General features: G+C 45.7%; 27 protein-coding genes. 11 read left to right on the forward strand and 16 right to left on the reverse strand.

The window, feature by feature from the left end; all coding sequences use genetic code 11:
• Positions 1-464 precede the first annotated feature (464 nt).
• Entirely contained in the window at positions 465-1,472 is a 1,008-nt protein-coding gene (locus L3C95_RS02095) for a fumarylacetoacetate hydrolase family protein (RefSeq protein ID WP_236384701.1), read from the forward strand.
• Between the two features lie 9 nt (positions 1,473-1,481).
• On the forward strand, positions 1,482-2,366 hold the full coding sequence (locus L3C95_RS02100; protein ID WP_236384702.1) for a flavin reductase family protein: 885 nt from the start codon (positions 1,482-1,484) through the stop codon (positions 2,364-2,366).
• A gap of 80 nt (positions 2,367-2,446) precedes the next feature.
• Here L3C95_RS02100 and L3C95_RS02105 read toward each other — a convergent pair whose 3' ends face one another.
• The gene (locus L3C95_RS02105) at positions 2,447-3,181 is read right to left on the reverse strand and encodes a DUF4197 domain-containing protein (RefSeq protein WP_236384703.1); all 735 of its coding nucleotides are present in this window, start codon (positions 3,179-3,181) and stop codon (positions 2,447-2,449) included.
• A gap of 119 nt (positions 3,182-3,300) precedes the next feature.
• Positions 3,301-4,134, reverse strand: coding sequence for a universal stress protein (locus L3C95_RS02110; protein ID WP_236384708.1), 834 nt, complete (start codon positions 4,132-4,134; stop codon positions 3,301-3,303).
• 135 nt (positions 4,135-4,269) lie between these two features.
• Here L3C95_RS02110 and lysS point away from each other — a divergent pair, with 135 nt between their 5' ends.
• The 4 genes from lysS (at position 4,270) to L3C95_RS02130 (ending at position 9,150) form a co-directional block, all read left to right on the forward strand.
• A complete protein-coding gene (lysS, locus tag L3C95_RS02115; protein ID WP_236384710.1) occupies positions 4,270-5,784 on the forward strand; it encodes a lysine--tRNA ligase in 1,515 nt (504 codons plus the stop codon).
• Between the two features lie 378 nt (positions 5,785-6,162).
• On the forward strand, positions 6,163-6,513 hold the full coding sequence (locus L3C95_RS02120; RefSeq protein ID WP_236384711.1) for a hypothetical protein: 351 nt from the start codon (positions 6,163-6,165) through the stop codon (positions 6,511-6,513).
• 95 nt (positions 6,514-6,608) lie between these two features.
• The gene (locus L3C95_RS02125) at positions 6,609-8,741 is read left to right on the forward strand and encodes a S9 family peptidase (protein WP_236384713.1); all 2,133 of its coding nucleotides are present in this window, start codon (positions 6,609-6,611) and stop codon (positions 8,739-8,741) included.
• Positions 8,742-9,012: 271 nt separating this feature from the next.
• Complete coding sequence (locus L3C95_RS02130) at positions 9,013-9,150, forward strand: hypothetical protein (RefSeq protein WP_236384714.1); 138 nt, start codon at positions 9,013-9,015, stop codon at positions 9,148-9,150.
• Between the two features lie 625 nt (positions 9,151-9,775).
• Here the strand turns inward: L3C95_RS02130 and L3C95_RS02135 are convergent.
• The 3 genes from L3C95_RS02135 to L3C95_RS02145 all read right to left on the reverse strand — a co-directional run bounded on the left by L3C95_RS02135 (position 9,776) and on the right by L3C95_RS02145 (position 11,765).
• Positions 9,776-10,114, reverse strand: coding sequence for a tRNA-binding protein (locus L3C95_RS02135; protein ID WP_236384715.1), 339 nt, complete (start codon positions 10,112-10,114; stop codon positions 9,776-9,778).
• A 368-nt stretch (positions 10,115-10,482) separates the two neighbouring features.
• Complete coding sequence (lptC, locus tag L3C95_RS02140) at positions 10,483-11,037, reverse strand: LPS export ABC transporter periplasmic protein LptC (RefSeq protein WP_236384718.1); 555 nt, start codon at positions 11,035-11,037, stop codon at positions 10,483-10,485.
• A gap of 92 nt (positions 11,038-11,129) precedes the next feature.
• Positions 11,130-11,765, reverse strand: a complete 636-nt coding sequence (locus L3C95_RS02145) for an LON peptidase substrate-binding domain-containing protein (protein WP_236384719.1) — start codon at positions 11,763-11,765, stop codon at positions 11,130-11,132.
• 127 nt (positions 11,766-11,892) lie between these two features.
• On the opposite strand from L3C95_RS02145, the gene L3C95_RS02150 reads away from it, so the two are divergent.
• Both L3C95_RS02150 and L3C95_RS02155 read left to right on the forward strand, forming a co-directional pair.
• Positions 11,893-12,945 (forward strand): glycosyltransferase family 4 protein, encoded by a 1,053-nt coding sequence (locus tag L3C95_RS02150; protein WP_236384721.1) that lies wholly within the window; start codon positions 11,893-11,895, stop codon positions 12,943-12,945.
• An 18-nt stretch (positions 12,946-12,963) separates the two neighbouring features.
• The gene (locus L3C95_RS02155; RefSeq protein WP_236384722.1) at positions 12,964-14,007 is read left to right on the forward strand and encodes a glycosyltransferase family 4 protein; all 1,044 of its coding nucleotides are present in this window, start codon (positions 12,964-12,966) and stop codon (positions 14,005-14,007) included.
• 59 nt (positions 14,008-14,066) lie between these two features.
• Here the strand turns inward: L3C95_RS02155 and L3C95_RS02160 are convergent, their stop codons facing one another.
• Positions 14,067-14,939 carry a glycosyltransferase family 2 protein gene (locus L3C95_RS02160; RefSeq protein ID WP_236384723.1) on the reverse strand — a complete coding sequence of 291 codons (873 nt, stop codon included), beginning with the start codon at positions 14,937-14,939 and terminating at the stop codon, positions 14,067-14,069.
• Positions 14,940-15,026: 87 nt separating this feature from the next.
• Here L3C95_RS02160 and meaB point away from each other — a divergent pair, with 87 nt between their 5' ends.
• Both meaB and L3C95_RS02170 read left to right on the forward strand, forming a co-directional pair.
• Positions 15,027-15,899: a methylmalonyl Co-A mutase-associated GTPase MeaB gene (gene meaB / locus L3C95_RS02165; RefSeq protein ID WP_236384726.1), complete on the forward strand. Its 873-nt coding sequence runs from the start codon at positions 15,027-15,029 to the stop codon at positions 15,897-15,899.
• Between the two features lie 371 nt (positions 15,900-16,270).
• Complete coding sequence (locus L3C95_RS02170) at positions 16,271-16,591, forward strand: DMT family transporter (protein ID WP_236384729.1); 321 nt, start codon at positions 16,271-16,273, stop codon at positions 16,589-16,591.
• Positions 16,592-16,602: 11 nt separating this feature from the next.
• Here the strand turns inward: L3C95_RS02170 and L3C95_RS02175 are convergent, their stop codons facing one another.
• Positions 16,603-17,877, reverse strand: a complete 1,275-nt coding sequence (locus L3C95_RS02175; protein ID WP_236384731.1) for a chloride channel protein — start codon at positions 17,875-17,877, stop codon at positions 16,603-16,605.
• A gap of 311 nt (positions 17,878-18,188) precedes the next feature.
• On the opposite strand from L3C95_RS02175, the gene L3C95_RS02180 reads away from it, so the two are divergent.
• Complete coding sequence (locus L3C95_RS02180; RefSeq protein ID WP_236384733.1) at positions 18,189-18,449, forward strand: DUF2024 family protein; 261 nt, start codon at positions 18,189-18,191, stop codon at positions 18,447-18,449.
• A gap of 106 nt (positions 18,450-18,555) precedes the next feature.
• On the opposite strand, the gene L3C95_RS02185 is transcribed toward L3C95_RS02180, so the two are convergent.
• From L3C95_RS02185 to L3C95_RS02225, 9 genes are all read right to left on the reverse strand, one after another.
• Entirely contained in the window at positions 18,556-18,765 is a 210-nt protein-coding gene (locus L3C95_RS02185) for a hypothetical protein (protein ID WP_236384734.1), read from the reverse strand.
• 44 nt (positions 18,766-18,809) lie between these two features.
• Positions 18,810-19,352: a DUF420 domain-containing protein gene (locus tag L3C95_RS02190; RefSeq protein WP_236384735.1), complete on the reverse strand. Its 543-nt coding sequence runs from the start codon at positions 19,350-19,352 to the stop codon at positions 18,810-18,812.
• A 63-nt stretch (positions 19,353-19,415) separates the two neighbouring features.
• A complete protein-coding gene (locus L3C95_RS02195) occupies positions 19,416-20,102 on the reverse strand; it encodes an SCO family protein (RefSeq protein ID WP_236384737.1) in 687 nt (228 codons plus the stop codon).
• 123 nt (positions 20,103-20,225) lie between these two features.
• Positions 20,226-20,630, reverse strand: coding sequence for a cytochrome C oxidase subunit IV family protein (locus L3C95_RS02200; protein WP_236384739.1), 405 nt, complete (start codon positions 20,628-20,630; stop codon positions 20,226-20,228).
• A gap of 50 nt (positions 20,631-20,680) precedes the next feature.
• Positions 20,681-21,355: a cytochrome c oxidase subunit 3 gene (locus L3C95_RS02205; RefSeq protein WP_236384740.1), complete on the reverse strand. Its 675-nt coding sequence runs from the start codon at positions 21,353-21,355 to the stop codon at positions 20,681-20,683.
• A 30-nt stretch (positions 21,356-21,385) separates the two neighbouring features.
• Positions 21,386-21,949 carry a heme-copper oxidase subunit III gene (locus tag L3C95_RS02210; RefSeq protein WP_236384741.1) on the reverse strand — a complete coding sequence of 188 codons (564 nt, stop codon included), beginning with the start codon at positions 21,947-21,949 and terminating at the stop codon, positions 21,386-21,388.
• Between the two features lie 22 nt (positions 21,950-21,971).
• Complete coding sequence (gene cyoE, locus L3C95_RS02215; protein ID WP_236384742.1) at positions 21,972-22,850, reverse strand: heme o synthase; 879 nt, start codon at positions 22,848-22,850, stop codon at positions 21,972-21,974.
• Between the two features lie 80 nt (positions 22,851-22,930).
• Positions 22,931-24,757, reverse strand: a complete 1,827-nt coding sequence (locus L3C95_RS02220; RefSeq protein ID WP_236384743.1) for a cbb3-type cytochrome c oxidase subunit I — start codon at positions 24,755-24,757, stop codon at positions 22,931-22,933.
• A 109-nt stretch (positions 24,758-24,866) separates the two neighbouring features.
• Positions 24,867-25,934 (reverse strand): cytochrome c oxidase subunit II, encoded by a 1,068-nt coding sequence (locus L3C95_RS02225; RefSeq protein ID WP_236384744.1) that lies wholly within the window; start codon positions 25,932-25,934, stop codon positions 24,867-24,869.
• Positions 25,935-25,971 lie beyond the last annotated feature (37 nt).

The following is a 25,971-nucleotide window of genomic DNA, read 5'->3' on the forward strand; positions in this document are numbered from 1 at the left end:
GTCTTAGCCAAAAGAGCTACCCGCGAATATTATGCCGATCTTATGCGCTACGGGAATATGTTAATATAAATTTTTATGCAGTACATGGGGCCGGGTTACTTAAATATGCGGCAGCAACATTGATATTATGCTACATGCATGAAATAATGCTTCAGCTGTAGCAGTCAAAATATTGCTGTAAGAACCCTTTGTTGTGTAATGTTACCTTTATTTATTGAATTAAACGAAATTATCTGTACTGCCGCTACCAACACTATTCGCAAACGAGCATATCCCTACGTAGCCTGCAAATAATGAGTGCAATATACATAACAAGATAAGCTGTGTGAACACAGTCTACGCTTAAAACGGGCGGCTCTATCCGAACTGCCTTTTTTGCAGTAATGCCGTATCGTGATGTGTTTATTTGCAACGATCTCATTTTGCCTATATTTACAGATCATACAACCAGAACCAACTACTTTATGAAACTTGTTACTTATCTCCGGGATGAGGTTGACCAGCTGGCAATACTCATAGGCGATCAACTGTACAACACCCAGGACCTCGATCCTCAATTACCTGGCAACATGCAGCATTTCCTGCTCATGTGGGAAGAAGTTATAGGCATTGCCCGTGAAGCGGAAGCACAGTTAAAAGCAGGCAAAAGTGTCGGTAAGGCTACACCAGTGCCATACCAGTCAGTAGACATTCTAGCCCCAGTGCCGTTCCCGACATCCTGTCGCGATGGTTATGCTTTCCGTCAACACGTAGCGGCTGCACGCCGTAACCGCCGGATAGAGATGATCCCTGAGTTTGACCAGTACCCCATCTTCTATTTTACCAATCACAATGCCATACAAGGTCCCGGCGACATCTACTGCATGCCGGATCATTTTGATAAACTCGACTTTGAGCTGGAAGCCGCTGTTGTGATCTGTAAACCCGGCCGTAATGTACCGGCTGCAGAAGCAGATAACTACATTGCGGGCTTCATGATCATGAATGACATGAGTGCACGTACGCTTCAGATGGAAGAAATGAAACTTAATCTTGGTCCTGCGAAGGGAAAAGACTTCAGTACTGTAATAGGGCCCATGCTGGTTACGCCGGATGAACTGGAACACCTGCTCATTCCCCCCAGACCAGGTCACACGGGTAAGAACTACAACCTGAAAATGACCTGCCGCGTCAATGGGGTACAGGTAAGTGAAGGCAACATGGGAGACATGGACTGGACCTTTGCTGAGATCATCGAACGTTGTGCATATGGCGCCAATATTCTGCCGGGTGACGTAATAGGTAGCGGTACCGTAGGCACCGGCTGTTTCCTGGAACTGAATGGCACCGGTAAACTCAATGATCCGAACTATCAGGAACAATGGCTGAAAGCCGGCGATGTGGTGGAAATGACGATAGACGGATTAGGCACACTTACAAATACAATTGTGGAAGAAGACTCTACTTTCTCCATTCTGCAATTGAAAAAATAAACCATTTACATGCAGATCATTCCAGGGCAGATCAAGACAGCACAACTGCATAACTATCTACAGGGCGCTATCGCTCCGAGACCTATTTGTTTTGCCAGCACTGTCGATAAGGATGGACATCCGAACCTGTCTCCCTTCAGCTTTTTTAACCTCTTCGGCAGTAACCCTGCCACACTTATATTTTCCCCCTCCCGCAGGGTACGCGACAATACTACCAAACATACCCTGGAGAACGTCCTGGAAACCATGGAAGTGGTCATCAACGTGGTTACCTATGCTATGGTACAGCAAGCGTCTCTTTCCAGTTGTGAGTATCCTAGAGGCGTGAACGAATTTGAGAAGGCCGGCTTCACGCCGCAGCCTTCTGAAAAAGTGAAACCTTTCCGTGTAAAGGAGAGTCCTGTACAGTTTGAGTGCATTGTAAGAGAAGTGTTGCCGCAGGGGCGGGAAGGAGGCGCCGGCAACCTGGTGATCTGTGAACCGGTACTGATTCACATCAACGATGCTATTTTAAATGAAAATGGCGTCATCGATCCTCACAAGATAGACCTGGTAGCCAGAATGGGAGGAGATTATTACTGCCGGGCATCCGGCGCAGCCGTATTCGAAGTAGCTAAACCACTCACGGAACTGGGCATAGGAATAGATGCGTTACCGCCGGCCATCCGGCAAAGCAGCATCCTGACGGGTAATAACCTGGGGCAGCTAGCCAATGTGCAGCAGCAACCCACTGTTGATCCGGCTTTTGATGACGATCATCTGAAGAATATCATCCAGTATTACAGTATCACACCCGACGAGATGGAGAAAGAACTGCATCGTCATGCGCAACGCCTGCTGGAGCAGGGACGTGTACAGGACGCCTGGCAGGTATTACTCGCAGGGACTGTATAAAGAAAAGATCATACAATAAAAAACGCCTCGTGTCTTTCGATACGAGGCGTTCTACTATCTATCTCTGAATGATTGAGTAATTATTTACTGAACACTTTCTTTAACAGGTCAGTTGTTCTTGCACCAGGATTAGCGCGAATATTCGCTTCTTCCTTGGCAATCTGGTCAAACAGTGCATTCACCGCCATACCAGTTACGTAGTCCTGCAGATCAGGATTTACTTTATTGAAAGTGGTAGGCAGCTTGTTGTATGTAGTCACGATATCTCCGTAATATTTGGTGGCACTGGTGCTGTCCAATGAACCTTTTACAACAGGAGAGAAAGCAGCTTTCAGCTTATCAGTGGTCTTACCTTTAAAATACTCAGTCGCAGCATTATTACCGCCGGAAACCAGTTTCAGCGCATCAGTAATGCTCATTTCCTTGATCGCATCTACAAAGATAGGAGCGGCGTATCCAACTGCCGATTCGGCAGCACGGTTAATAGACAGGATTGCTTTATCTACCTGGCTGCCCAGCCCCACAGAACGGAGGGTATTACCGATCTTTACAGCGTCTGGAGGTAATAAGAGCTTATATATTTCATTTCCGAAAAAGCCATCTTTTTTGTTCAGGGAAGCGATACCATTAGCCACGCCTTTTGACAGGGCTTCTTTAATGGCATTACCTGCTTCTGATTGGGTAACATTGCTGGAACCGGAAGCTTTAGATACAGCAGAATTAGCAGCATCTCCCAATTTCTTCAGCAACTGGGCCTGGGACGCTGGCAGTAAGGCTACACTGGATAATAACAATAGACATAGTTTCTTGTACATAGACTGATGTTGTGGTTTAATATGCAAAATAGTAACAATATTTAAGATCCGCAGATCTAAAGTTAGAACAAAAAGATCCCCCGAAGTTTAACGGCAAGGACGAGTGGCAATATGGTCGGTTATTCGTGGATAGACAGCAGGGGAATATGTGTATGGAATGCCAGCTGAGCGGTACGGCTGCGTTTAAAAATCCCTTCAAATAGCCCGTGTTTGCGGGGAATGGTCAGGATCAGGTCTGCCTGCTCCTTGTCTGCAAACTCCATAATGCCATGTACCACGTTGCTATCGTCCACAAAATGGTACTTCGGATGGTACCCCTCCAGTAAACTGTCCAGCAGCAGGCTGGCTTGTGGCGTATCTTTACCCAGCCCCTTACCTTCCTTATCAATATTCAGCACATGCAGTTCTGCCCCAAAAACGTCCAGCAGGCGTTTCAGCGGATAAACCGGGGTGTGGGTACCTACTTTCCTGAAGTCGCAGGCAAAAACGATCTTCCTGACAGGTTTAAAAGTAGCCATGGAAGGCACGATCAGTACCGGGCAGGTAGTATGTTTCACCACATCTATTGTATTGGAACCGATCAGGATCTCTTCCAGCTGGCTGCCGCCGGTAGTACCCATTACGATCAGATCTGCATTTTCCTCTTTGCTGAGGGTATCGATATTAGCCGCCAGGAGGGCATTGTCTGCCCGATAGTCCAGCACTGTTCCTTCCGGCAGTTCGGCCAGGAGGTCCTGTTTCATACGTTCCAGGCCTTCCAGGCTGGCAGTCTTAAGCTCAGTGGGATCTACCATGGGAATGGAAGTAGGAACGTCCGGAATAGGCACTATCAGTTCATATGCATGATAAAGCACGATCCGGGTAGTGCCCATCTGCTGCGCCAGGCCCAGTGCGTAACGGGCGGCATTGTAAGCAGTGGCGGAGAAGTCTGTAGGTACAATAATGGTTTTCATCCTTTGTGGTTTTATAAGCTGATGAATCCCGACAGGGGGCTTATGTGTAATGAAAATTTGGTGCCAATTCCACGTTTCGTTCATTTCCCCCTTAAATCGATTATTTTTGCACTCCATTATTGTAATCAGTACTACATGACACCATTATCTGAGCAAGAGATCATACGCAGGGAGAAACTGCAGGAACTGGAGAAATTGGGCATCAACCCTTATCCGGCGGAAGAATATCCGGTAAATAATACGGCTGCCAACGTTAAGGCCCTGTATACGGAAGAGACCAAGGACCGGTTCCAGGACGTATGCCTGGCCGGCCGTATCATGAGTGTACGCGATATGGGAAAGGCCGCCTTTGTGGTGATTCAGGACCATACTACACGTATCCAGCTATATATCCGTCGTGATGATATCAGCAACGGTGACGACAAAACCATGTTCGATACCGTTTTCAAAAAACTCCTCGACCTGGGCGATATTATAGGTGTGAAAGGTTTCGCCTTTATCACAAAAACCGGGGAATTATCTATACATGTCAACAAACTGGACGTCCTGGCAAAGTCCATCCGTCCATTACCGGTGGTACGTGAAAAAGAAGGAGAGACCTTCGATGCCGTTACTGATCCTGAGTTCAAATACCGGCAGCGTTATGTAGACCTGATCGTGAACCCGCAGGTAAAAGATGTGTTCATCAAACGCACTCTTATCCTGAAGACGATCCGCGACTTCTATAATGAAATGGGCTACCTGGAGGTGGAAACACCTATCCTGCAGCCTATTCCCGGCGGTGCAGCGGCCCGTCCGTTCACTACCCACCATAATGCGCTGGATATACCACTGTACCTGCGTATTGCCAATGAACTGTATCTCAAACGCCTCATCGTAGGTGGTTTTGAAGGTGTATACGAATTTGCGAAAGACTTCCGTAACGAGGGTATGGACCGTACCCACAACCCGGAGTTCACCGTGATGGAAATGTATGCCGCCTATAAAGATTATGAGTGGATGATGCGTACCACAGAGACCCTGCTGGAAAAGATCGCTATAGCCCTTCACGGCACAACAGAAGTACAGGTGGGAGAGAAAACCATCAACTTTAAAGCGCCTTTCCGCAGGATCAGCATGTACGACGCTATCCTCGAACATACCGGTATCGACGTGTCCAACATGGACGAGGAACAGCTGCGCGCTACCTGCAACCAACTGGGCATCCATGTAAAACCAAGCATGGGTAAGGGTAAACTGATAGACGAGATCTTCGGCGAAAAATGTGAGGGACATTACGTACAGCCTACCTTCATCATTGACTATCCGGTGGAAATGAGTCCGCTTACGAAAAAGCACCGTAGCAAACCAGGATTGGTAGAGCGCTTTGAGCTCATGGTGAACGGGAAGGAACTTGCGAACGCCTATAGTGAGCTGAACGACCCGATCGACCAGCGCGCTCGCTTTGAAGAGCAGGTACAGCTGATGGAACGTGGAGATGATGAGGCGATGTACATCGACTACGATTTCCTCCGCGCCCTGGAATATGGTATGCCGCCTACCTCCGGTATCGGTATCGGCATAGACCGTCTTACCATGATCATGACCAATCAGCCTTCCATCCAGGATGTGCTGTTCTTCCCACAGATGAAGCCGGAGAAGATGGCGTAGTGATTATTTTCCCTTCGGGGAAGATCTGAGCCGGATTACCAGGCTCCCAATTATATTTAAACGGGTGTATCATGAGTAGTGATACGCCCGTTTTGCATTGGATACGTTTCCGGGTTACATCGTTTCGTTGCCCCCGGGTTGATCTTTGCGTCTCCCGGGGCATCGTTTTGTATGGGCCGGGGGACGCCATTTCGTCCGCCGCGGTTGCACCAATTCGTTTCGCCGGGGTTGCACCCCGCGCTACAAACACACGGCACCCGGAGCCGATTGACGCTATTGATACCGTTATGTAAATACCTAATAAATAATCATTTGTATCCAGGTTCACGTACAACTTCTTAACTATTTCCCCCTACATTTGTCAAAAACCAAAACCGTATGAAAACTATCGTTCCCACCCGGGTTGCCATTATTCTCTACGCTGTTGTCATGGGTCTTTTTGGTATCATTCATTTTGTACACGCCAATATTATGGCAGCCGCAGTCCCCATCCCCGGCGGCAGGATCTGGATTTACATCACAGGCCTGGGGCTGATACTGGCAGCTATCTCCTTCATCATTAATGTAGCGGTAAAACTGGCGGGATACCTGCTGGCACTTTTCCTGCTCGTCGTTATTGTGCTGGTGCATATCCCTCACGCCACCGAAGATCTGCCATCGCTTACCATGCTGTTGAAAGATGTTGCGCTAATGGCTGCGGCCATAATGGTAGCCAATACCGGAAAATAGGTCTTTGCTCCGCCCATCCGTAATTTCAGGCTGATCATTTCTTTATTTAATTATTTTAGCTCTTTTTGCGGGAAATTTTACAACAAGAGCTAAACATGCATACAACACGTTACGGGTCAGCCTGTTTGATAACGCTGAGCGTTCTCAGTCTCAGCCTTCAGGCACAGGACAAAAAAGACCTTTCATTCCGCCAGATCTTCAGAGGAGAAGCGACCGGACTTTATCAACCACTACCAGCCATCAAAGGATGGGCTGACGACTCTCATTACATTGAATACCGCACTGCAGGTGGCGCCTCTAAAGCCTGGAAAGTAGACGCAGCTACCGGTAAGGCGGAACCCTATGCGACTCCTCCGGAAGGAGCCAATGTACAGGTACGCAATCATGATATCATCTACACTTCCGCAGAGGGTACCGAAACACAACTCACCAGTGATACCGCCCAGGAAAGGAACCCGACACTTTCCCCTGATGGGAAATATGTTGCCTTTACCCGCGCCAATGATTTCTATAGCATTGAGATTGCCACAAAAAAGGAGATCCGCTATACTACAGACGGCTCTGACGTAGTGTACAATGGCTGGGCTTCCTGGGTATATTATGAAGAGATCCTCGGACGTGCGTCCAGATACCGTGCTTTCTGGTGGAGCCCTGACAGCCGTTACCTGGCCTACATGCGTTTCGATGACTCCCAGGTACCTGTATTCCCTATCTACAGTGAAAAAGGACAACACGGCTACCTGGAAAACACCCGCTATCCTAAAGCGGGCGATACCAATCCTGCAGTAAGAATAGGTACTGTACCCGTAACAGGCGGCAAAACCTTATGGGCTGACTTCAACGAAAAAGACGACCAGTACTTTGGCGCCCCCTTCTTCACTCCTGAAGGACGCTTATGGGTACAATGGATGAACCGCGGACAGGATAACCTGAAGATCTATGAGATCAACCCGGATAACGGTCAGAAGAAGGAAATCTACAGTGAAAAGCAATCCACCTGGATCGACTGGTATGAAAACATTCCCTTCCTCACAGGTGGCAAAGGTTTCATTCTAAAAAGCGATAAAAGCGGCTGGGCACATCTTTATTGGCACAATATGGACGGTTCCCTGAATAAACAGCTCACTTCCGGCAACTGGACAGTAAAAGACATCCCTGCTATCGACAATAAACAAGGTATCATCTATTTCACCGCCCGTAAGGAGGCCTCCCCCCGTACAGACCTCTATCAGGTGAACATGAAAACAGGCGCTATTACCCGCCTTACCTTCGGCGACTACTTCCACGCAGTGGATGTAAGCCCTAACGGCAGCTATTTCGTTACTACCTATTCCAATCTGTCCACTCCGCCCAAAATGGCGTTGCTGAACAACAAAGGCAAAGTAGTACGCGAACTGGGCGACGCTAAAGGCGCTCAATTCAGCCAGTATAATCTTGCAGAGACTAAACTGCAATACTACAAGACCCGCGACGGCCTGGAACTTCCAATGACCATCACCATGCCGTTACACATGCAGCCAGGCAAAAAATATCCCGTTCTGATCAGCATCTATGGCGGTCCTGACGCCGGTACTGTATACGACAACTGGAAAACGCCACTCAGCACCCAGTGGTGGGCTGAACAGGGCGTTATTCAGGTAGCGATCGACAACCGCAGCTCCGGACAACTGGGTAAAATGGGGATGAACTACATTCACCGCCAGCTGGGTAAGCATGAAATCGAAGACTATATGGATGCCGCCAAATGGCTAAGGGCACAACCCTGGACGGATACCACCAAGGTCTGCATGACAGGTGGTAGCTTCGGTGGTTACATGACATGCATGGCCCTGACTTATGGTGCAGATGTTTTCACCCATGGTATGGCCAACTTCGCCGTAACTGACTGGCAGTTGTATGACAGCCATTACACTGAGCGTTATATGGATACGCCTCAGGAAAATCCTGCCGGTTACAGCATGACTTCTCCTGTCACATATGCTGACCGCTATAAGGGGCTTATCCGTATCGTGCATGGTACTATGGATGATAATGTACATATGCAGAATAGTATTCAGCTGGTAGATAAGCTGGAGAATCTTGGCAAACATTTCGAGTTCATGGTATACCCGGGGGAAAGGCACGGCTGGCGCAACAGTGTTAAAAACAGGCATAGCGATAATGAAATGTACCGTTTCATTTATAGCTATCTGCTGGAGCGTCCTTTTCCGAGAGAGTTTGAGCAGTAGTCTTCCTTTTTGATATTCAGAGCCGGTTAGTGTTATGCTGACCGGCTTTTTTGATTCCGTTTGTTGCAGCTCCCGCTGCGGCTTCAGGTGCGCCCCTTTCCGATAAGCATAACTAACAATACACCAATACCCCTGTAATATGGACGTCATTGAATCCCGGAGGACGGTGCTAATAACTTTTATGACCACGCCTCAAAAGAAAGTAATCCCACAACTTAGAAGATAGAAGAACCCGGAAAAGTAGCCTCTGCCGTTCCAGAAAAGGTGGAGAATGCTAAAGCCAGATATGGAGGAGAAGCTCAAAGAGATCATTACATCCGTGAACGTACAGATTTCCCGGTTTAACGTATTAGACGACACAGTCAAAATACCCACTTATTTCCGTCCAACGTATGAATTTGCCAGCTAAACGCAAAAGAGGAAAAGACTTACTATGAGCTCGGTGTTAAAGCGCCCTTAAGAAGGAAAATCGTTACTGGGAAAGGATCTTGGAAGAGTGGATCGGGATTTCAGGAAAAAGAAACGGGGCTGCAAGACTACAGCCCCGAAAAATTTTAACCATATCTTTATTGAAAAACCTGTACCAAAGGTGCGCGTATTTTGCATACCCTCAAAGGCTATTCTAGTGAATGCTATATTTTAGTTGGGGAACGTATCGAAACAGAAGGTGAACGTATAAGGATAAGTAGGGAAAAATATACCCATTTTCAGGGTCTTTCTTGATAAGTAGAATTGAAGATCAACTATTTGAAGTAAAAGGGGCTTATAAATCAGCAACCGGCTCTAAAATAGAAGGGCGGTAAGAATACCGCCCTTGTAATAATTTTAACCATATCCTATGAAAAACCTGAGCCAAAGATATAGCAGGCTTCCATGTGTTTATGCCCTATTTCCGTGAACGTTATAAAATAGTTCGTAAAACAGCATGTTTGGATAGGTCAGCACTCATATACTAAATATTATCATATTATATTAATTTTCAATTGTATAATTTCACTATTCAATAGTGAATATACTATCAACAAGTTAGCTTTTTAGCCTATTTTAAGCCCATTTGCAACAGATTTATCCGGCTGAAGCAGCACGATCTCCTTATCAGTTCCAACGACTCCTAATACCAGACACTCCGAAAAGAAATTCGCTATCTGTTTCACGGGAAAGTTCACTACCGCCACTACCTGTTTACCGATCAGCTCCTCCGGCTGGTATAACTTCGTGATCTGGGCGGAAGATCGCTTAATGCCTAACTCCGGTCCGAAATCTATTGTCAGCTGGTAAGCGGGATTCTTCGCTTTGGGAAAATCGGCAGCCGCTGTGATTGTCCCTACCCTTATCTCTACTTTCTCAAAATCTGCCCAGGTAATTGTCTCCATGTCGAACGTCTATGAACGGAAAATAATAAAAAAAATAGTAGTAATCAAACTAATACGATAATTTTTTAACCTATATTCTACCTATAGCCTTCCTAATACATCGCCTTGATAACTATCATCAAACCAACATTTAACAAATGCCGCCGTTTTAAGGGCTGGTAAGCGGCAATTGTTGAGCGCCGGATATCACATAATATTTAACGCTTATATCAGGAAAAAACCTGCTATTTGCATATACTTAATGGCATGGTTCTTGCGTTTTTATAGAGACAAAATTTTAGGTTAAAAATAGGTTAAAGCGAAACGGCCCGACATTGCAGATGCGATGTCGGGCCGTTCTCGTTATAGCCGATAAACCGGTGATATTGTTAATTCATCATTGTACTGTCCTGTATAATGAACGGACCGCTAGGATGCAAAATGGTGTAATCACTGAAATCCTGGTTAGACTCTAATCCTGTACCATAAAGTGTGTCAGTAACAGTGCTGATACGTACCGGCTTGTTAGACAGGAACTTCTGCAGTTTGGAATCCCAGTTCAACTCTTCACAATCCAGTCTTTCGCCTTTTTTATTGATCACCACCACATGATCCCTCAGGAAGATGTTGGCATCATTCTCAAAATATTTTCCATATCTGGCAGTAAGGGTACTTTCCACATCCAGGCTGTCATTATAAAACAGCACCTTAAGACCTTTACTAAACTCAACATATACAGGAGGCTTCAGGTGCCTGAGCATCATTGGCGCCGTCAGTTTCGCTTTTACACGTCCTGTCTGGCTGTACATGGATTCTATATCTTTTCCCTCCTCAACGGCTGTCGTACTTTTATCGAGGTTCATGATGGCATTCATATCGTTTTCGCAGGACACCATCGCCAAAAGAGAAAAAACAAACGCTATACGCGCTATAATTCTGTTCATATTAGTGATTGATAGGGGCCCTAACGGGCATTTTCCGGCCCCAAATGTAGACAATCCCCGGCAAACCAGGAACGGGGAGAAGCCGGAGCCTTTTAGATATCTCCGGCGGTCAGATTCCGGAAGTGTCCATTCAATTTTACCCGGTCCTTCAGCCGCTCCATTTCCGCCATTAAAGGAATGACTTTCAGGAGGTGACGTTTCAGGTATTCCAGACGTTGCAGTTCCTGGAAAAGATGCAGCACCTCATATTCCTCATGTAGGGACAGGCCGGCATGATGGGCAATATCATAAGCGATCAGTTCTTCATCCGCCTTCTTAAACGTCTTATTGATCTGCAGAATGTGATGCAATTCCCTCAGTGCCTGCAATACCTGTGCATGCAGTCGGTTATTACTGTTAAAATGATTTTCAGGGTAGGAAACGATGGCCCCGGTGAACATCTTGTCCGGAATACTTTTGATCACTTCCAGTATCCTGAATACCTTGATGCCGCGGGTCACGACATCCATCTCTCCATTGTCATATGTTTTCTCTATCCTTACGATTTCTACCAATGTACCATACTCGACCACCTTTTTATCGATCACTGCGGGAATACCAAAGGGTTTATTTTCAGCAATGCAATCTCTGATAAGCTGTTTATATCTTGGCTCGAAGATATGCAGATTCAACTGCTCGTCCGGGTATACCACAACGCCAAGGGGAAATATTGGAATAAAATTCGTCATATAGCCTAAATTATAGAATTAGTTGTTACGAATGAAATATATAAGGATGTTCTCTATATTTGCCCGATACGTTGAAATGAGCCCGGCATGCGTGTAAGGCCTTCAGCTTCAAATCTAAATCTTATCCATGCGGCAAATATTGTTTGATTGCGAAAAAATGAGATATGCCAATACCGGACTCTTTGAATACTGCAAACAGTTCGGTAATGCGCTGCTTCGCAACAAAGCAGAAGATGAAAAAATAGTGTTTTATGTGCCAGCTAACCGCAAAGGATTTTTTGGTCCGCAGGAACAGTATATTATCAACAGGAAACTGCATCGCTGGCTGATGCCTTCTTTTCCGCAGTTGAATATATGGCATACCTCTTTTCAATCTTCACATTTCCGTCCCTCCAACAAGAATACCAGGCATGTACTGACTATACACGATCTCAACGTTATTCACCAGCAATCCATCTCTCCGGCTAAGAGAGATTCCGTATTGAAGAAGATCCAACGGAATATAGACCGTGCAGATCATGTTGTCACTATCTCCCGGTTCGTGCTTGAAGATGTCAAACAACACCTTGATCTGCGCAACAAACCTGCCAGTGTGATATATAATGGCGGGACACTGGAAACCTTTCCTGATTTCGACAATCCTGTATACCGGCCTCAACGCCCTTTCATTTTTACCATCGGTAGTATTGATGCGAAAAAGAATTTTCATGTGCTGCCGCCGTTGTTACAACACAATGACTACGAACTGGTCATTGCGGGCCCTGTATTTGACGAAACGTATAAGGAAAAAATACTGGCTACTGCGCAACAATACCAGGTGGCTGACCGGGTGAAGGTACTGGGAAGTATCTCCAGCCAGGAGAGATACTGGTACTATCACCGTTGTACAGCATTTGCATTTCCATCGCTGGCAGAAGGTTTTGGGCTGCCTGTTGTAGATGCCATGAGTGAAGGCAAACCCTGCTTTCTCTCTGATAAGACCAGCCTGCCGGAAGTGGGCGGTCCGCTGTGTTATTATTTCCGCGACTTTGCAGCGGCACACATGCAGCAGGTCTTTGAAGAAGGAATGCAACATTTCAATAACATACAGCCGGTCGCTGCCATGAAAGAGCGGGCAGCTTCCATGACATTCGATCATGCGATAAAAAATTACTTACAGGTTTATCGCAGTCTGTATTAACTTATCCTATTTTTATATATGCATCGTATCGGTTTAGACTTCGAGAAATTAAAATATCCTCATAATGGTCTGTATACCTTCTGTATGCAGCTGGGTCAACGCCTGCTGCAACTGAAGGCAGACGACGAACAACTGCGCTATTATCTGCCCGGAGGTTTCAATGACTTTAAGGGCGACTTCAAAAAGATCCCTTACAAATGGTATCACCGATATGCTTTTAATCCGTCGGAAATGGATATATGGCACGCCGTACATCAGACAGGGAATGTATGGCCAAGGAAGAAAGCAAAGAAAACCATCCTCACTATTCATGACCTGAATTTCCTTTTTGAACCTAATAAAAGCAAGGCAGAGAAAAGCAGGTCACTGGAAGCTATACAAAGACAGGCAGATGAGACAGATCGTATCGTTGCAATCTCTCAATTCACGCTGAACACTATACAGGAATATATCAAGGTACCTAAAAGTAAATGCAGCATCATTTACCAGGGCTCTGAAATAAAAGAATTTCCCGGCTTCGACGCACCGCAATACAGGCCCGTAGCGCCCTTCCTGTTTGCCATCGGAATGATACTGCCCAAAAAGAATTTCCATGTATTACCAAGGTTGCTGGAGCATAACGATTATGAATTGCTGATAGCAGGAAAAACACAGGGAGATTATTTTAAAAAGATAGAAGAGGAGGCTGCAAAATATGGCGTCAGCTCGCGGGTTAAATTACTCGGCAGTATCACTGATGAGGAGAAATACTGGTACTATAAAAATTGTAAAGCCTTCATGTTCCCTTCGGTAGCAGAAGGATTCGGTGCACCTGTTGTGGAAGCGATGCATTTTGGTAAACCGGTTTTTCTTTCAGACAAAACGAGTTTACCCGAAATAGGAGGAGACGCTGCATATTATTTTAAGCAGTTTGACAATGAACATATGCAACAGGTGTTGGAGCAGGGATTGACACATTATGCAACTAACAATCCTGTTGACGCCATACAGCAACATGCCAGAAAATTCAGCTGGGATACTAACGCAAGAGAGTATATGAAACTATACAGAAGTCTGTACTGATAACGTTCTGCCGGGAATCAGGAAAAGGCAATATTATTTGCCACTTACTGATTCCTGGTTTAAATAATCTTATAATTCCTGTAATCGAATAAACGTTTACCTGTCTTCTTCTCTATCCAATACAGGATACTATCTTTAAATGAAAATTTCTTCCGGCTGATATCATGTGTGAACTGCCAGTTCTTCTTTTTGATCCGCTCCTTCATCACTTCAGGATGTGTGCCTTTGAAAGGCGCCAGTGAGTCAACTTCGCCGTAATCAAATTGCACAATAGGCACCCGGTTGCTGACCTGTTCTTCATTAGCGCCATGATATAGCTGAAAAGAGCTGTTGAGTTTTTTTGCCTGTATTTCCGGATCTTTTACCCATCCGTAATGATACATGCTTGCGTTCACCTGCTTTACATGCAATTTTTCTCCTTCTTTTCTGAACCCCTGCGCATCACGGTAAGAGGAGATACGTTTATCGTTACGGATCACCCTGATCTCATGCTGATACCAGGTACGTGAATCACCAACGTAGTCATAACTACCGAAGAAGTGCATATACTTAAACAGTAATCCTTCTACACGTTTGTCATCGAGGTGTTCACGCATGGCTGCACGAATAGCTTGATAGTCCTGTTCATGCACAACTTCATCTGCCTGTATATAAAACGCCCAGTCAGCATCAGGACTTATATGTGCAAATGCCTTATCCGTCTCTACTGCAAGGATACGGCCTCCTTCTTTCAGAGAATCATCCCATACGGAATGTGTGATTTTAATTTTCGGAGAACCGATAGATTGGATCAGTTCCAGGGTACCATCGTCACAATTACCCACGCTGACAATCACTTCATCGCACAAAGGCAGAATGGAGCTGATAGCTGCCACCACCGGATAATCATACTTTACTGCATTTCGAACAAAAGTGAACCCCGATACTTTCATATGAGAGATATAATGTTTGCGAAGATATATAATCAATAATGAATTACGTAATTTAGATGCATGCATCAGCCCCTCTTATCGTCCTTAATGAACAAAGAAGTCAAGGCCCTTGCAAGGAGCATTTCACTCGTTGAAAATGAGGCTGCCGGTTATGAGCAATTGCTCGAAGCACTTCCGGCAAACAGTGATACCAGGGTAATAGGTATTACCGGCCCTCCGGGAGCAGGGAAAAGCACGCTCGTGAATGCCCTGATAACATTTCTTTTGGGCCAGGACAAACGGATTGCGATCATCGCTGTTGATCCTTCTTCACCGTTCAATTATGGCGCCTTACTGGGCGACCGTATCCGCATGGGGCAACATTTTGATAACCAGCAGGTATTTATCCGCTCCATGGCCAGCAGGGGAGCATTAGGAGGTCTCAGTCCCAAGATCATAGAAGTAAGTGACCTGATAAAGGCAGCCGGTTTCGATTATTTGTTTATTGAGACAGTTGGTGTGGGACAGAGTGAAGTAGAAATTGCCGGCATTGCCGACACAACTGTTGTAGTTGTCGTACCGGAAGCAGGGGATGAGATACAAACCATGAAGGCAGGACTTATGGAAATTGCAGATATCTTCGTGGTGAATAAAGCAGATAGAGATAATGCCGACGAATTTGTAAAGAACCTCAGATTGCTGGCGCATAGCCGCCATAAAGAAAACTGGGAGATCCCTGTACTGAAAACCATTGCCACAAAAGAAGAAGGTCTGGCTGCGCTGGTGAATGCTATTACCGGTCATCAGCAACAGGTGCAGGCTAATCGTCAGCATCATGCCTTATTGCTGGCGGAAAAAGCGTATCAGTTATTACAACACCGGCGTATGAAAGATGTTAACCGCCGTTCACTGCAGGAGCAGATACTACAACAAATGACTACCGGTGCATTCAATCTCTACCGCTTTGTGAACAATTACTAAGCCCCCGGATTACGTATCTTTGCCGCGTGTTAAGATTTCCTACATATCGTATCTCCATCGCGTACGCTGTATTCCATTATGCAGCCGGCAATGACGAATCCTGGATAACAGGCAAGGTCATGCTGTAACACTCAGCCCCGACGCCGTTTGCCGGCACACAAGGTGCGTCAGCACAATAACACCATTGCTATAACAATACGTAAACGCATGTTCCATTTGCACGGTTTCTGCTGAAGCATGATGGAGGGAATTATTATTCACTGTGAGCACTCACCAGAGTTGATCGTGGTAATAAACCTGGCATAGGCTATCAGCGATGCAACCTTCCAAACCGGATCTGCAATTTCTAATATCATTAAAACTCATTCATCATGGCCTGGATATTCCTGATTATCGGTGGATTATTTGAAATCGGCTTTACTATCTCACTGAAATATTCTGAGAACTTTACACGGCTCTGGCCATCTATCGGTTTCTTTGCCTGTATCTCGCTTAGTTTTCTGTTCCTGAACAAGGCAATTACCAACGGGCTTCCCATAGGTACTTCTTATGCTGTCTGGACTGGTATCGGCGCTGCAGGTACCGCTATTGCAGGCATATTGCTGTTCAAAGAACCTGCAGTCTTCTGGCGCCTGTTTTTCCTTTTTATGTTGATAGCTTCGATTATAGGATTAAAAGTATTTGCTGAATAATCCCGCGAGGGTCAGGAGATCTTTTCAGCTAGCACAGCCGGCTGTGCTAGCTTCTTTTTTGCCAGCAGGAATACCACCAGATAAGCAGCAGTACATCCGCAGATAACCGGCAACAGGGCATTGGTGATATGAGTCGTTTCTATTGCGAAAAGGATAGCAGCAGGCAAAACCCTGTTACCTCCGGCGAACATGGCTGTCATCCCAACCAAAGCCGCCAGTGCGAAATTCAGTTGTACCCCGGGAAACATAAACTGCAGCAGGAAAGTCACAAACAGCCCCAGTGCTCCGCCTGATACCAGCAATGGAGCAATAGTTCCTCCCGGAATACCACTGCCCACAGCAATGCTCATCAGTAATAGTTTTCCCACCGCCATTACCACGAGGAATTGAAGCGTAACCTGGCCAAGTAACAAGCTATCTATATGTTCATAACCCGCCCCCAGTACTTCCGGTGTGAAATATCCCAACAGGCCGGTAATAATAGCTGCTACTACAGGCCACCACAATTTATCGAATGGCAGCTTACGGAAGAGACTACCTGTTCCGTTAATCATCTTCTTCGCCAGCACGGCCACCAGTCCAATCAATACACCGGTAACCGTGTATCCCAGCAATGCAGGCACACCCGCTGTTGTTACTTCCGGCATCATAAATACCGGTTCACTCCCGGTTAGCCAGTAATGTAACAACATCCCGGTTCCTCCACCCAATATCACTGCCGTAATACCCATACAGGTCAGTTCTACCATCAGTAACTCGATGATAAGGGCAATGGCCGCCAAGGGACTACCAAAAAGATATGTTATGCCTCCTGCCATAGCTGCCGCTGCCAGGATCTGTTTCTCACGGACGCCGGCTTTTTTCACCTGACCGGCCACCACGAAAGGCAGGTCGGCGACAGGCCCCTCCAATCCAAGCGGAATACCGGCGTTAATGGAAAGGAAACTCTGAACAGGTCTTAACAGTTGCCTCGTTTTTTCACCTGCGTAACGAAGAAAAACAACGATAGCAAAGGTAACAATGACCGGTATCAGCAGCACCATAATGTCGTGCTCATCCAGATCCCGGGACATGCCGGGCAAGCCGCTATATGTTTGTAATGCCCGCATCGCCATCATTCCGCCTTGTGTGATCATAGCAGCCACAGCTGCCACTACAACAGACATAAAAAGTAACACAGGAATGTTCTTTCCGGGAATGGGATTCACAGGAACCGATGTTTCCATATTTACAGGAGCCGAAATCGGAATACCTCCTTTTATAAATAACTGGAAAATACCTTTCATTGCAGGTCAGTTTAAACGCTCAATTTACATATTCCAACAGAGGAATAACCACCGTATAATTATCTCATTAGTTATGTTAACCGGAAGTTAATGTATGTAAACAGAGAATCAATGTTTTAGTAAAAAGTTTAATTTATTAATAAGTGGTATAAACAACATTAGTATTATTCCTATGATCACCGCTTATCCGTTTTAGCACTGGTAAATAAGATGTTAAATATTTCTTCAGCTTTTTACCATTCCTAATTTTGTATCCACCTAATCCATTATCGATTCACTATATTCTATGACCTAAAACTGAATGCGCTACTATGGAGGTTGCTATCTTTGACACCTACGTGAAACGTCGTGAGGGCGGTTACATGCACTTCGACATTATCGTATCCGCCGACACCAATTATGAGAATGTGCTCACCTTTGGAAATGCATATCTCAAGTCAAAATCTATTGAAAAACAATCTGTTTCTTCCAGGGACTGCCGGTTTTGCCACGTGCAGGAAGTGATCCCGATGTGGGAACAAAACATTCTGCAACAGGGCTATCATATTTATGAAATGGAAGGCTGCAGGTAACAAATACAAATAGTCGTAAACTGTATCCTAATAAGAACATCAAAGGAGGTCTGGTAAAACCGGACCTCCTTCTTACTTTAATATCTTTAGGATGTAGTGTGGTGCTTTATGCCTCACGGTTACTTCTCCAGTGTCTGAACACCATTATGCCGATGATTATCAACGGTGTGGCTGCCAGCATCAGGATACCATTATTCAGACCCTTTGCAGGACCTTCTCCCAGCTGCTGAGCTGTTTTAGTACAAAGCGAGCATTGCGCCATAGCCTGTACACCGAAGCATAATATCATCACCAATAACTGAACGATCTTTTTCATACAGTAAATTTAAGCATTCCTGTCATTTCCTCCATTACCGTCTCTCAATAGTAGGGAGATATCATTACATATACGATCACACCGGTTATAGCCACATAGAACCATATCGGCCAGGTGATACGCGCTATCTTCTTATGTTTTTCAAAATCTGACTGGAAACCGCGCAGCAGTGTAAACAATACCAATGGTACTATAACGATCGCCAGCAGGATATGTGTCAGCAGAATGAAATAATAAATATAAGCGCTACCACCTACCAGCGCCTTTTCTGCTGCATCTACCACATGGTCGTGGTTAGTGTCGCCAAACTTGGTACTTTCCGTAAAGAAGTGGTATGTAACATAAGAAACAAGGAACAATGCTGACAGCGCTACTGCTATCAGATTCGTTGTTTTATGCGCTTTGATATGCCCCCTGCGGATGAAATACAAACTCGCCAGCAATAGTACTGCTGTCGTTGAATTCAATATCGCATGGAACAGAGGAAGTATCTGTACATTGAAGCCAATCTCAATGTTCGGGCGTGGCAGGTAGAATAAGATTGCTACCACCACGGGTATTGCTACTGAGACAATAGCAATCGGCATGTTAAGATTTTTACTCTTGATATCCATAGCTGTGATTGAGGGCGTTGTGGTACCCCGCATAAACTATTCTGTTGTTGAAAAAAGCCGTTTCAATAATCCCGGCCTGTGCCTGTCTTTTTCCAGGTGCAGCACTGCAATATCATTTGCACACCTGCGTACGGCGTTTGAATCCAATCCATCATAATATCCGCGGATATGATGATCTTTATCCAGCAGCACCAGCTTCTCGGTATGAATGAAATCATCCGGTCCGCCATCTCCCTGGGTTACACTTACAAAAACCTCATTCCTCGCCCAGTCATAAATATCCTTCTTCCCGCCGGTCACCAGCCACCAGTTGTCGGGATTAATGCCATGCTTTACACCATACATACGCAACTGCTCAGAAGAGTCTCTTTCAGGATCTACTGTCAGTGATATCATCTGTAATAAAGTGTCGTTCTTGACATACGCCTGCTGTACCTTTTCCAGGTTCGCCATCATTCTCGGGCAGATGCTTGGGCAGGAGGTGAAGAAGAAATTGACCAGTATGACCTTTCCCGGTAAGTCTTTGAGACTTACTTTCTGGCCCATCTGGTTAGTGAAGGTGAAGTCTTTTACCACATGGAAAGTGGTATCATATGTGGCAGTACCATTCTTTACTATTGTATCTACCTTTTCAGGTATATAGTAACGGGGGATAGGTACAACATCCTTACTGTAATGATCTACTATCAGGTATCCCGCCAATGGCACCAATATTGCCAACATCAATCCTATAAGTCCTCTCTTGGTAATGGCCTGAAGTTTTAAATGGTCAGATAAAATTTACGCTTTACAAATACTGCCTTACGAATAGAGCAGCACCTGTAAAGCGTAACATATAAAGTTGTTTTAGTGATGTGCCGGCTCGTTGCTGATATGCGTAGCTGGAGCTACGGGAGTTCCCGGAGACAGGTTCTTACGCATATTTTTCCAGGAATCACCATCTGCCAGGAAGGCAATGATGAACCATACAAACAATAACAAAGGCATCAGAATGGTCATTACCAGGTTCCTGATCTCATGACGTAAGTGCATGAACTCAGCCACGATAAAAAATGCCTTTACCAGTGTCAACGTTACGAAGATACCGTTCAGGGCCCATCTTGCCATGAAGTCGTACTCCAGGTAAAGGAATGCCAGACCTACTTCAAAAACAGTGATCGCTAATAATATCCAGAACGTTTTCCAGATCGATTTCGTAGAAGAATCATGTGCATGCTCCTCGTGCGCTACTCCTGTATGTGTATGTTCCATTAGTTTTTTCTTTTTAAAATTCCAGATTACAAATACTTACTAACCTTCGATCAGAGCAGGTAGAAACAGGTGAATACAAATACCCATACCAGATCTACGAAGTGCCAGTATAAACCAACCTTTTCAATCATTTCATAGTGGCCTCTTTCTTCGTAAGTACCTTTCAGCACGTTAGCCAGGATGATAATGTTCAGCACCACACCGGAAGTTACGTGTAAACCGTGGAAACCTGTAATGGTAAAGAAGAAGTTGGTAAAGTTAGTAGAAGCCAGCGTTCCGTCAACGTTCAGGAAAGGGTTGCGTCCCCACCATGCACCGGAATGATACAAGTGCGTCCATTCCCATGCCTGACAGGACAGGAAGGCGATACCACCGAGGATAGTCCAGGCCATCCATTTCACAACAGCCTTACGGTCTCTCATGTGACCAGCGTGTACAGCCAATACCATTGTTACAGAACTCATGATCAGGATGAAGGTCATCACGCTCACAAATACCAGTGGCAGATCTGCATGTCCCATACCAGGGAATGCGTGGAACACCGCGTTGGGATCAGGCCAGGAAGTACTCATGAAGCGGATCGTACCGTATGATATCAGCAATGCACCAAAAGTAAAGGCATCTGACATCAGGAAGTACCACATCATCAACTTTCCGTAGCTCACATTAAAAGGAGAATGTCCCCCGGACCACCATTTTTTCTTCGCTGTAACTGCTGTATCCATTGTTTGTTTTGTAATTAATTTTTAGAAAGTTTATCTGGCAATACTCAGAAATATCAACAGGTAAATCCATAACCCATCCACAAAATGCCAATATGTGGCTGCTACTTCTATGGGAACCGGACTATAAGTACGGATCCTGGTACGGAAGGCCCTGCCAAACATAATCAGCAGTGCAACAACACCACCCAGCACGTGCAACAGGTGTACACTTACTATCACGTAAATGAAAGATACAGATGCTGGTCCGCTTAACGGAAGCCCCATATCAGTCATCTGTTTGAAACCAATCCACTGACACGCCGCAAAAGCCACTCCCAGTACTGCGGTCAGCGTGATCAGCTGCTTATACCGCTGCATGTTCCTGTTACGGAACTGTTTTACCGCCATCTGTATGGTTGCACTGCTGGTCAGGATAACTGCAGTGGAGATCCAGAAGATAACCGGTAACTGGAAGGTGAACCAGTTTGCCTGCGCACGCTTTACTACATACGCACTCGTAAACCCGATGAACATCATGGTAATACTACCCATTGCTATCCATAGGGAATATTTATGCGGATGTATTTTTTTTCGTTGTAAGCTCATTGCGTCCATCACTCCTTGTTTCAAAAATTGACTATCCGATCTTGTCAAAGAGTAGTGCAAACTCCATGACCATCAAATAAATATATGAACCAAACATCAGCTTTCTGGCGGCAGGTACATCACATTTCCTATACAGGTTAAATGCACGGTACAGGAAGAACAATGTTACCAGCAATACCACGATCGCAGAAACCGCGCCACTGATACGCAGATAATAAGGTAATAAACCTGCAGGGATCAGCAACAGTGTGTAAAGAACAGCCTGTAATGCGATCAGCTTGTTAGGTTCACCGCCAGCGGGTAACAGTTTGAACCCAGCCCTGGTGTAGTCCTTATAACCTATCCAGGCGATAGCCCAGAAGTGAGGGAACTGCCACAGGAATTGGATAGCAAATAATGCCCATCCGCCTTCACCTATTGCATTGGCGCCTCCGGCCCATCCGATGAGCAGAGGTAATGCTCCTGGCACAGCACCCACCAGCACGGCCAGTGAGTTCCATTTTTTCCACGGCGTATATACGAATCCGTACAACACCAGGGATAGCAGGCTCAGTCCTGCACACAGCAGGTTGAAGCCCAGCGCCAGGATCACCAGTCCGGATACGCCCGTTACAATAGCCAGTATAATAGCTTCTGTATCAGACATCCGGCCGGCGGGTAAAGGGCGTACGGCTGTACGCGCCATTAGTTTATCCGTTTCTTTTTCCAGTAACTGGTTAATAGTGTTGGCAGAGCCAGACACCAGTAAGCCACCGGCAAATAAAGTAAGAACTTTTATCAGATTGAACCCGACTCCCGGCACCAGCAGATACCCCACAACACTTGAAAACACAACCATGATAGTGAGATTAAACTTCATTAACTGAGAGTAATCCTTCACTTTACTGGCTACTGCATACGATGTCGACAATTTTATCGAGTTTTCTCTTATCATTTCTTCAGCCCATTCCTACAGGTGTTATCCTGTAGTTTGCCCAAAAATTCAACTTATTAATGACTTTCTTTCTCTTCGTCTGGTGACAATGGTACAGTCTGTGGTACGAAATCCTTACCATTCTTGCTGTAGTCATATGCCCAACGGTAAACTTCAGGAATTTCACCTATCCAGTTACCGTGACCAGGATTGATTGGCGTAGTCCATTCCAGTGTTGTAGCGCTCCATGGGTTAGTAGTAGTAACTTTTCTACCACGGAAGATGCTATAGAAGAAGTTGAACACGAACATCAGCTGTGCGGCGAACACCAGGATCACTACTATACTGATAAAGTGGTTCAGATCATTAAACTGTTTGAATGATTCCCAGCTGGAGTAATCGTAATACCTTCTTGGCATACCTGCCATACCTTCATAGTGCATAGGCCAGAAGATCAGGTAAGCGCCGATCAGGGTGATCCAGAAGTGAATGTAGGCTATTGTATTGTTCAGATAACGGCCAAACATTTTAGGGAACCAGTGGTATACACCGGCGAACGTACCGAAGAACGCAGATACACCCATTACGATGTGGAAGTGCGCAATTACGAAGTATGTATCGTGCAGGTGAATATCGATAGAAGAGTTACCCAGCCAGATACCAGTCAGACCACCGGAGATGAATGTGCTCACGAAACCGATAGCGAACAGCATACCAGGCGTAAAGCGCAGGTTACCTTTCCAGATGGTAGTGAGCCAGTTGAACACCTTGATAGCAGATGGTACCGCGATCAACAATGTTAACAGTACGAAGAATGCACCCAGGAATGGATTCAGACCCGTTACGAACATATGGTGCGCCCATACCAGGAACGCCAGGATAACGATCGCGAACATAGAACCCACCATCGCGAGGTAACCGAAGATCGGCTTGCGGGAGTTAACCGCCAGGATCTCAGATACCATACCCATCGCAGGCAGGATAATGATATATACCTCAGGGTGACCGAGGAACCAGAACAAGTGTTGATACAGGATCGCGCTACCACCTTCGTTAGGCAGTGCCTTACCCGCAACGAACAGATCGGCCAGGTAGAAGCTGGTACCTGCATGACGGTCAAACAGCAGCAGGATAAAACCAGATAATAATACAGGGAAGGAAAGTACACCCAGTACGGCAGTGAAGAAGAAGCTCCAGATAGTCAGCGGCATCTTCGTCATGGTCATACCTTTAGTACGCATATTCAGGATAGTGGAGATATAGTTCAGACCACCCAGCAGCTGCGAAACAACGAACAGCGCCATACTGATCAACCATAAGTCCATACCTATTTTAGAACCGATTGAAGCATCACCCAGCGCACTCAGTGGAGGATAAGCTGTCCAACCACCGGAAGCAGGACCTGTCTGCACGAAGAGGGAAGCCATCATCACCACGCTGGCGAGGAAGAATGCCCAGTAACTCATACAGTTCATCAGGGGAGAAGCCATATCGCGGGCACCCACCTGCAATGGAATCAGCAGGTTGGAGAAAGTACCGCTCAAACCGGCTGTTAATACAAAGAATACCAATATGGTACCATGCATGGTTACCAATGCATAGTAAGCTTCAGGAGTAATACGTCCACCTTTAGCCCAGTGACCCAGGATGCTTTCCAGCCAGGGGAAAGTAGCATCCGGGAAACCCAGTTGCAAACGGAACAGTACAGAGAAGAAAGCACCTATGATAGCCCAGATGATACCGGTGATCAGAAATTGCTTCGCAATGGTTTTGTGGTCCAGACTGAAAACGTACTTCGAAATGAAGCCGCCCTCATGATGGTGATCATGATCATCGTGCCCGTGATCGTGCGCGTGTACACCATGAATTACCTCCTGACTGTGCAATGTTGCTTCGTTACTCATAATCGGTTCTATTTATATAAAACTGTCATCGGGGAGTACCGCTACCAGTTTATCTTATAATTTTTAAATACCTGCGTCTATTAATATTAATCTCTTCGGCTAAACAAAATTAGTGTTTAGCTTCATTTACCGCCACTACTTTTTCCTGATGTGCAGAATCCGCAGCCGGAGCCGGAGTTGCCGCCGGAGCAGCTGGAGCTGCCGGTGCCGGATGAGCTACTGCATACTGAGCTACCTGTTTTGCAGCCCATGCATCATACTCAGCCTGTGTTTCTACCACGATGTTTGCCTTCATGGAGTAGTGACCCGCACCACACATCTGATCACAAGAGATTTCATATACGAAATCAGCATTGCCTGTTGTTTCCCTCATCTGCTTGGTTGTCTTGGTCGGAGTAAACCATAATGTAGTAGGAATACCCGGAACAGCGTCCATCTTCAAACGGAAGTGAGACAGACCTACGTCGTGTATCACATCACGGGAACCAATGATCAGTTTTACAGGCTTGTTAACTACAAGGTGCATTTCTGTAGCCATGTAGTCGTCCTTATTCAGCTGATCTTCCCAATCCTGACCTACAGGATTGTTCGCATCATTGATATTTTTAAAGTCTTTACGACCCAGCTGGTTGTCTTTACCCGGGTAACGGATCAACCAGTTGAACTGCTTACCGGTAATTTCAACTACCATTGCATCTTTCGGAGCATCGGAAGTGATACGGAACCAGTGTCTTAAACCGAATGCCACCAGGATAGTGAGCGCAATAGCCGGGATAACCGTCCATATTAACTCCAGTTTATTGTTATGAGGGAAGTAAAACGCCTGGCGTCCTTCTTTCTCCTGATATTTGAACGCGAACCAGAACAACAAGATCTGGGTGATCACAAATACGACACCTGTAATGATCAAAGTTGTTTTGATCATATCGTCGATACCCTTACCCTGCTCGGAGGCCGCTTCCATAAGAATCTTACCCTTCAAGGCTTCGTTACAATAATATACACCTATCAGGCCCAGTACCAGGAAGGCCATCAACAGGAAACCATTTACACGGTTGGATTGCTGACGCGTTTTCTTTTCTCCCTTCAATATGGACACATACTCGCTGGCCTTCGCAATCTGGAAGATGACTACGAATATGAGCACAACAACTAAGACTGCTAAAAATCCTGACATTGCTATTTGAAATAATTAAGTTATCTAATGCTTTTCG

This window comes from Chitinophaga filiformis, from assembly GCF_021646545.1.
Classification (GTDB): Bacteria; Bacteroidota; Bacteroidia; order Chitinophagales; family Chitinophagaceae; genus Chitinophaga; species Chitinophaga filiformis_A.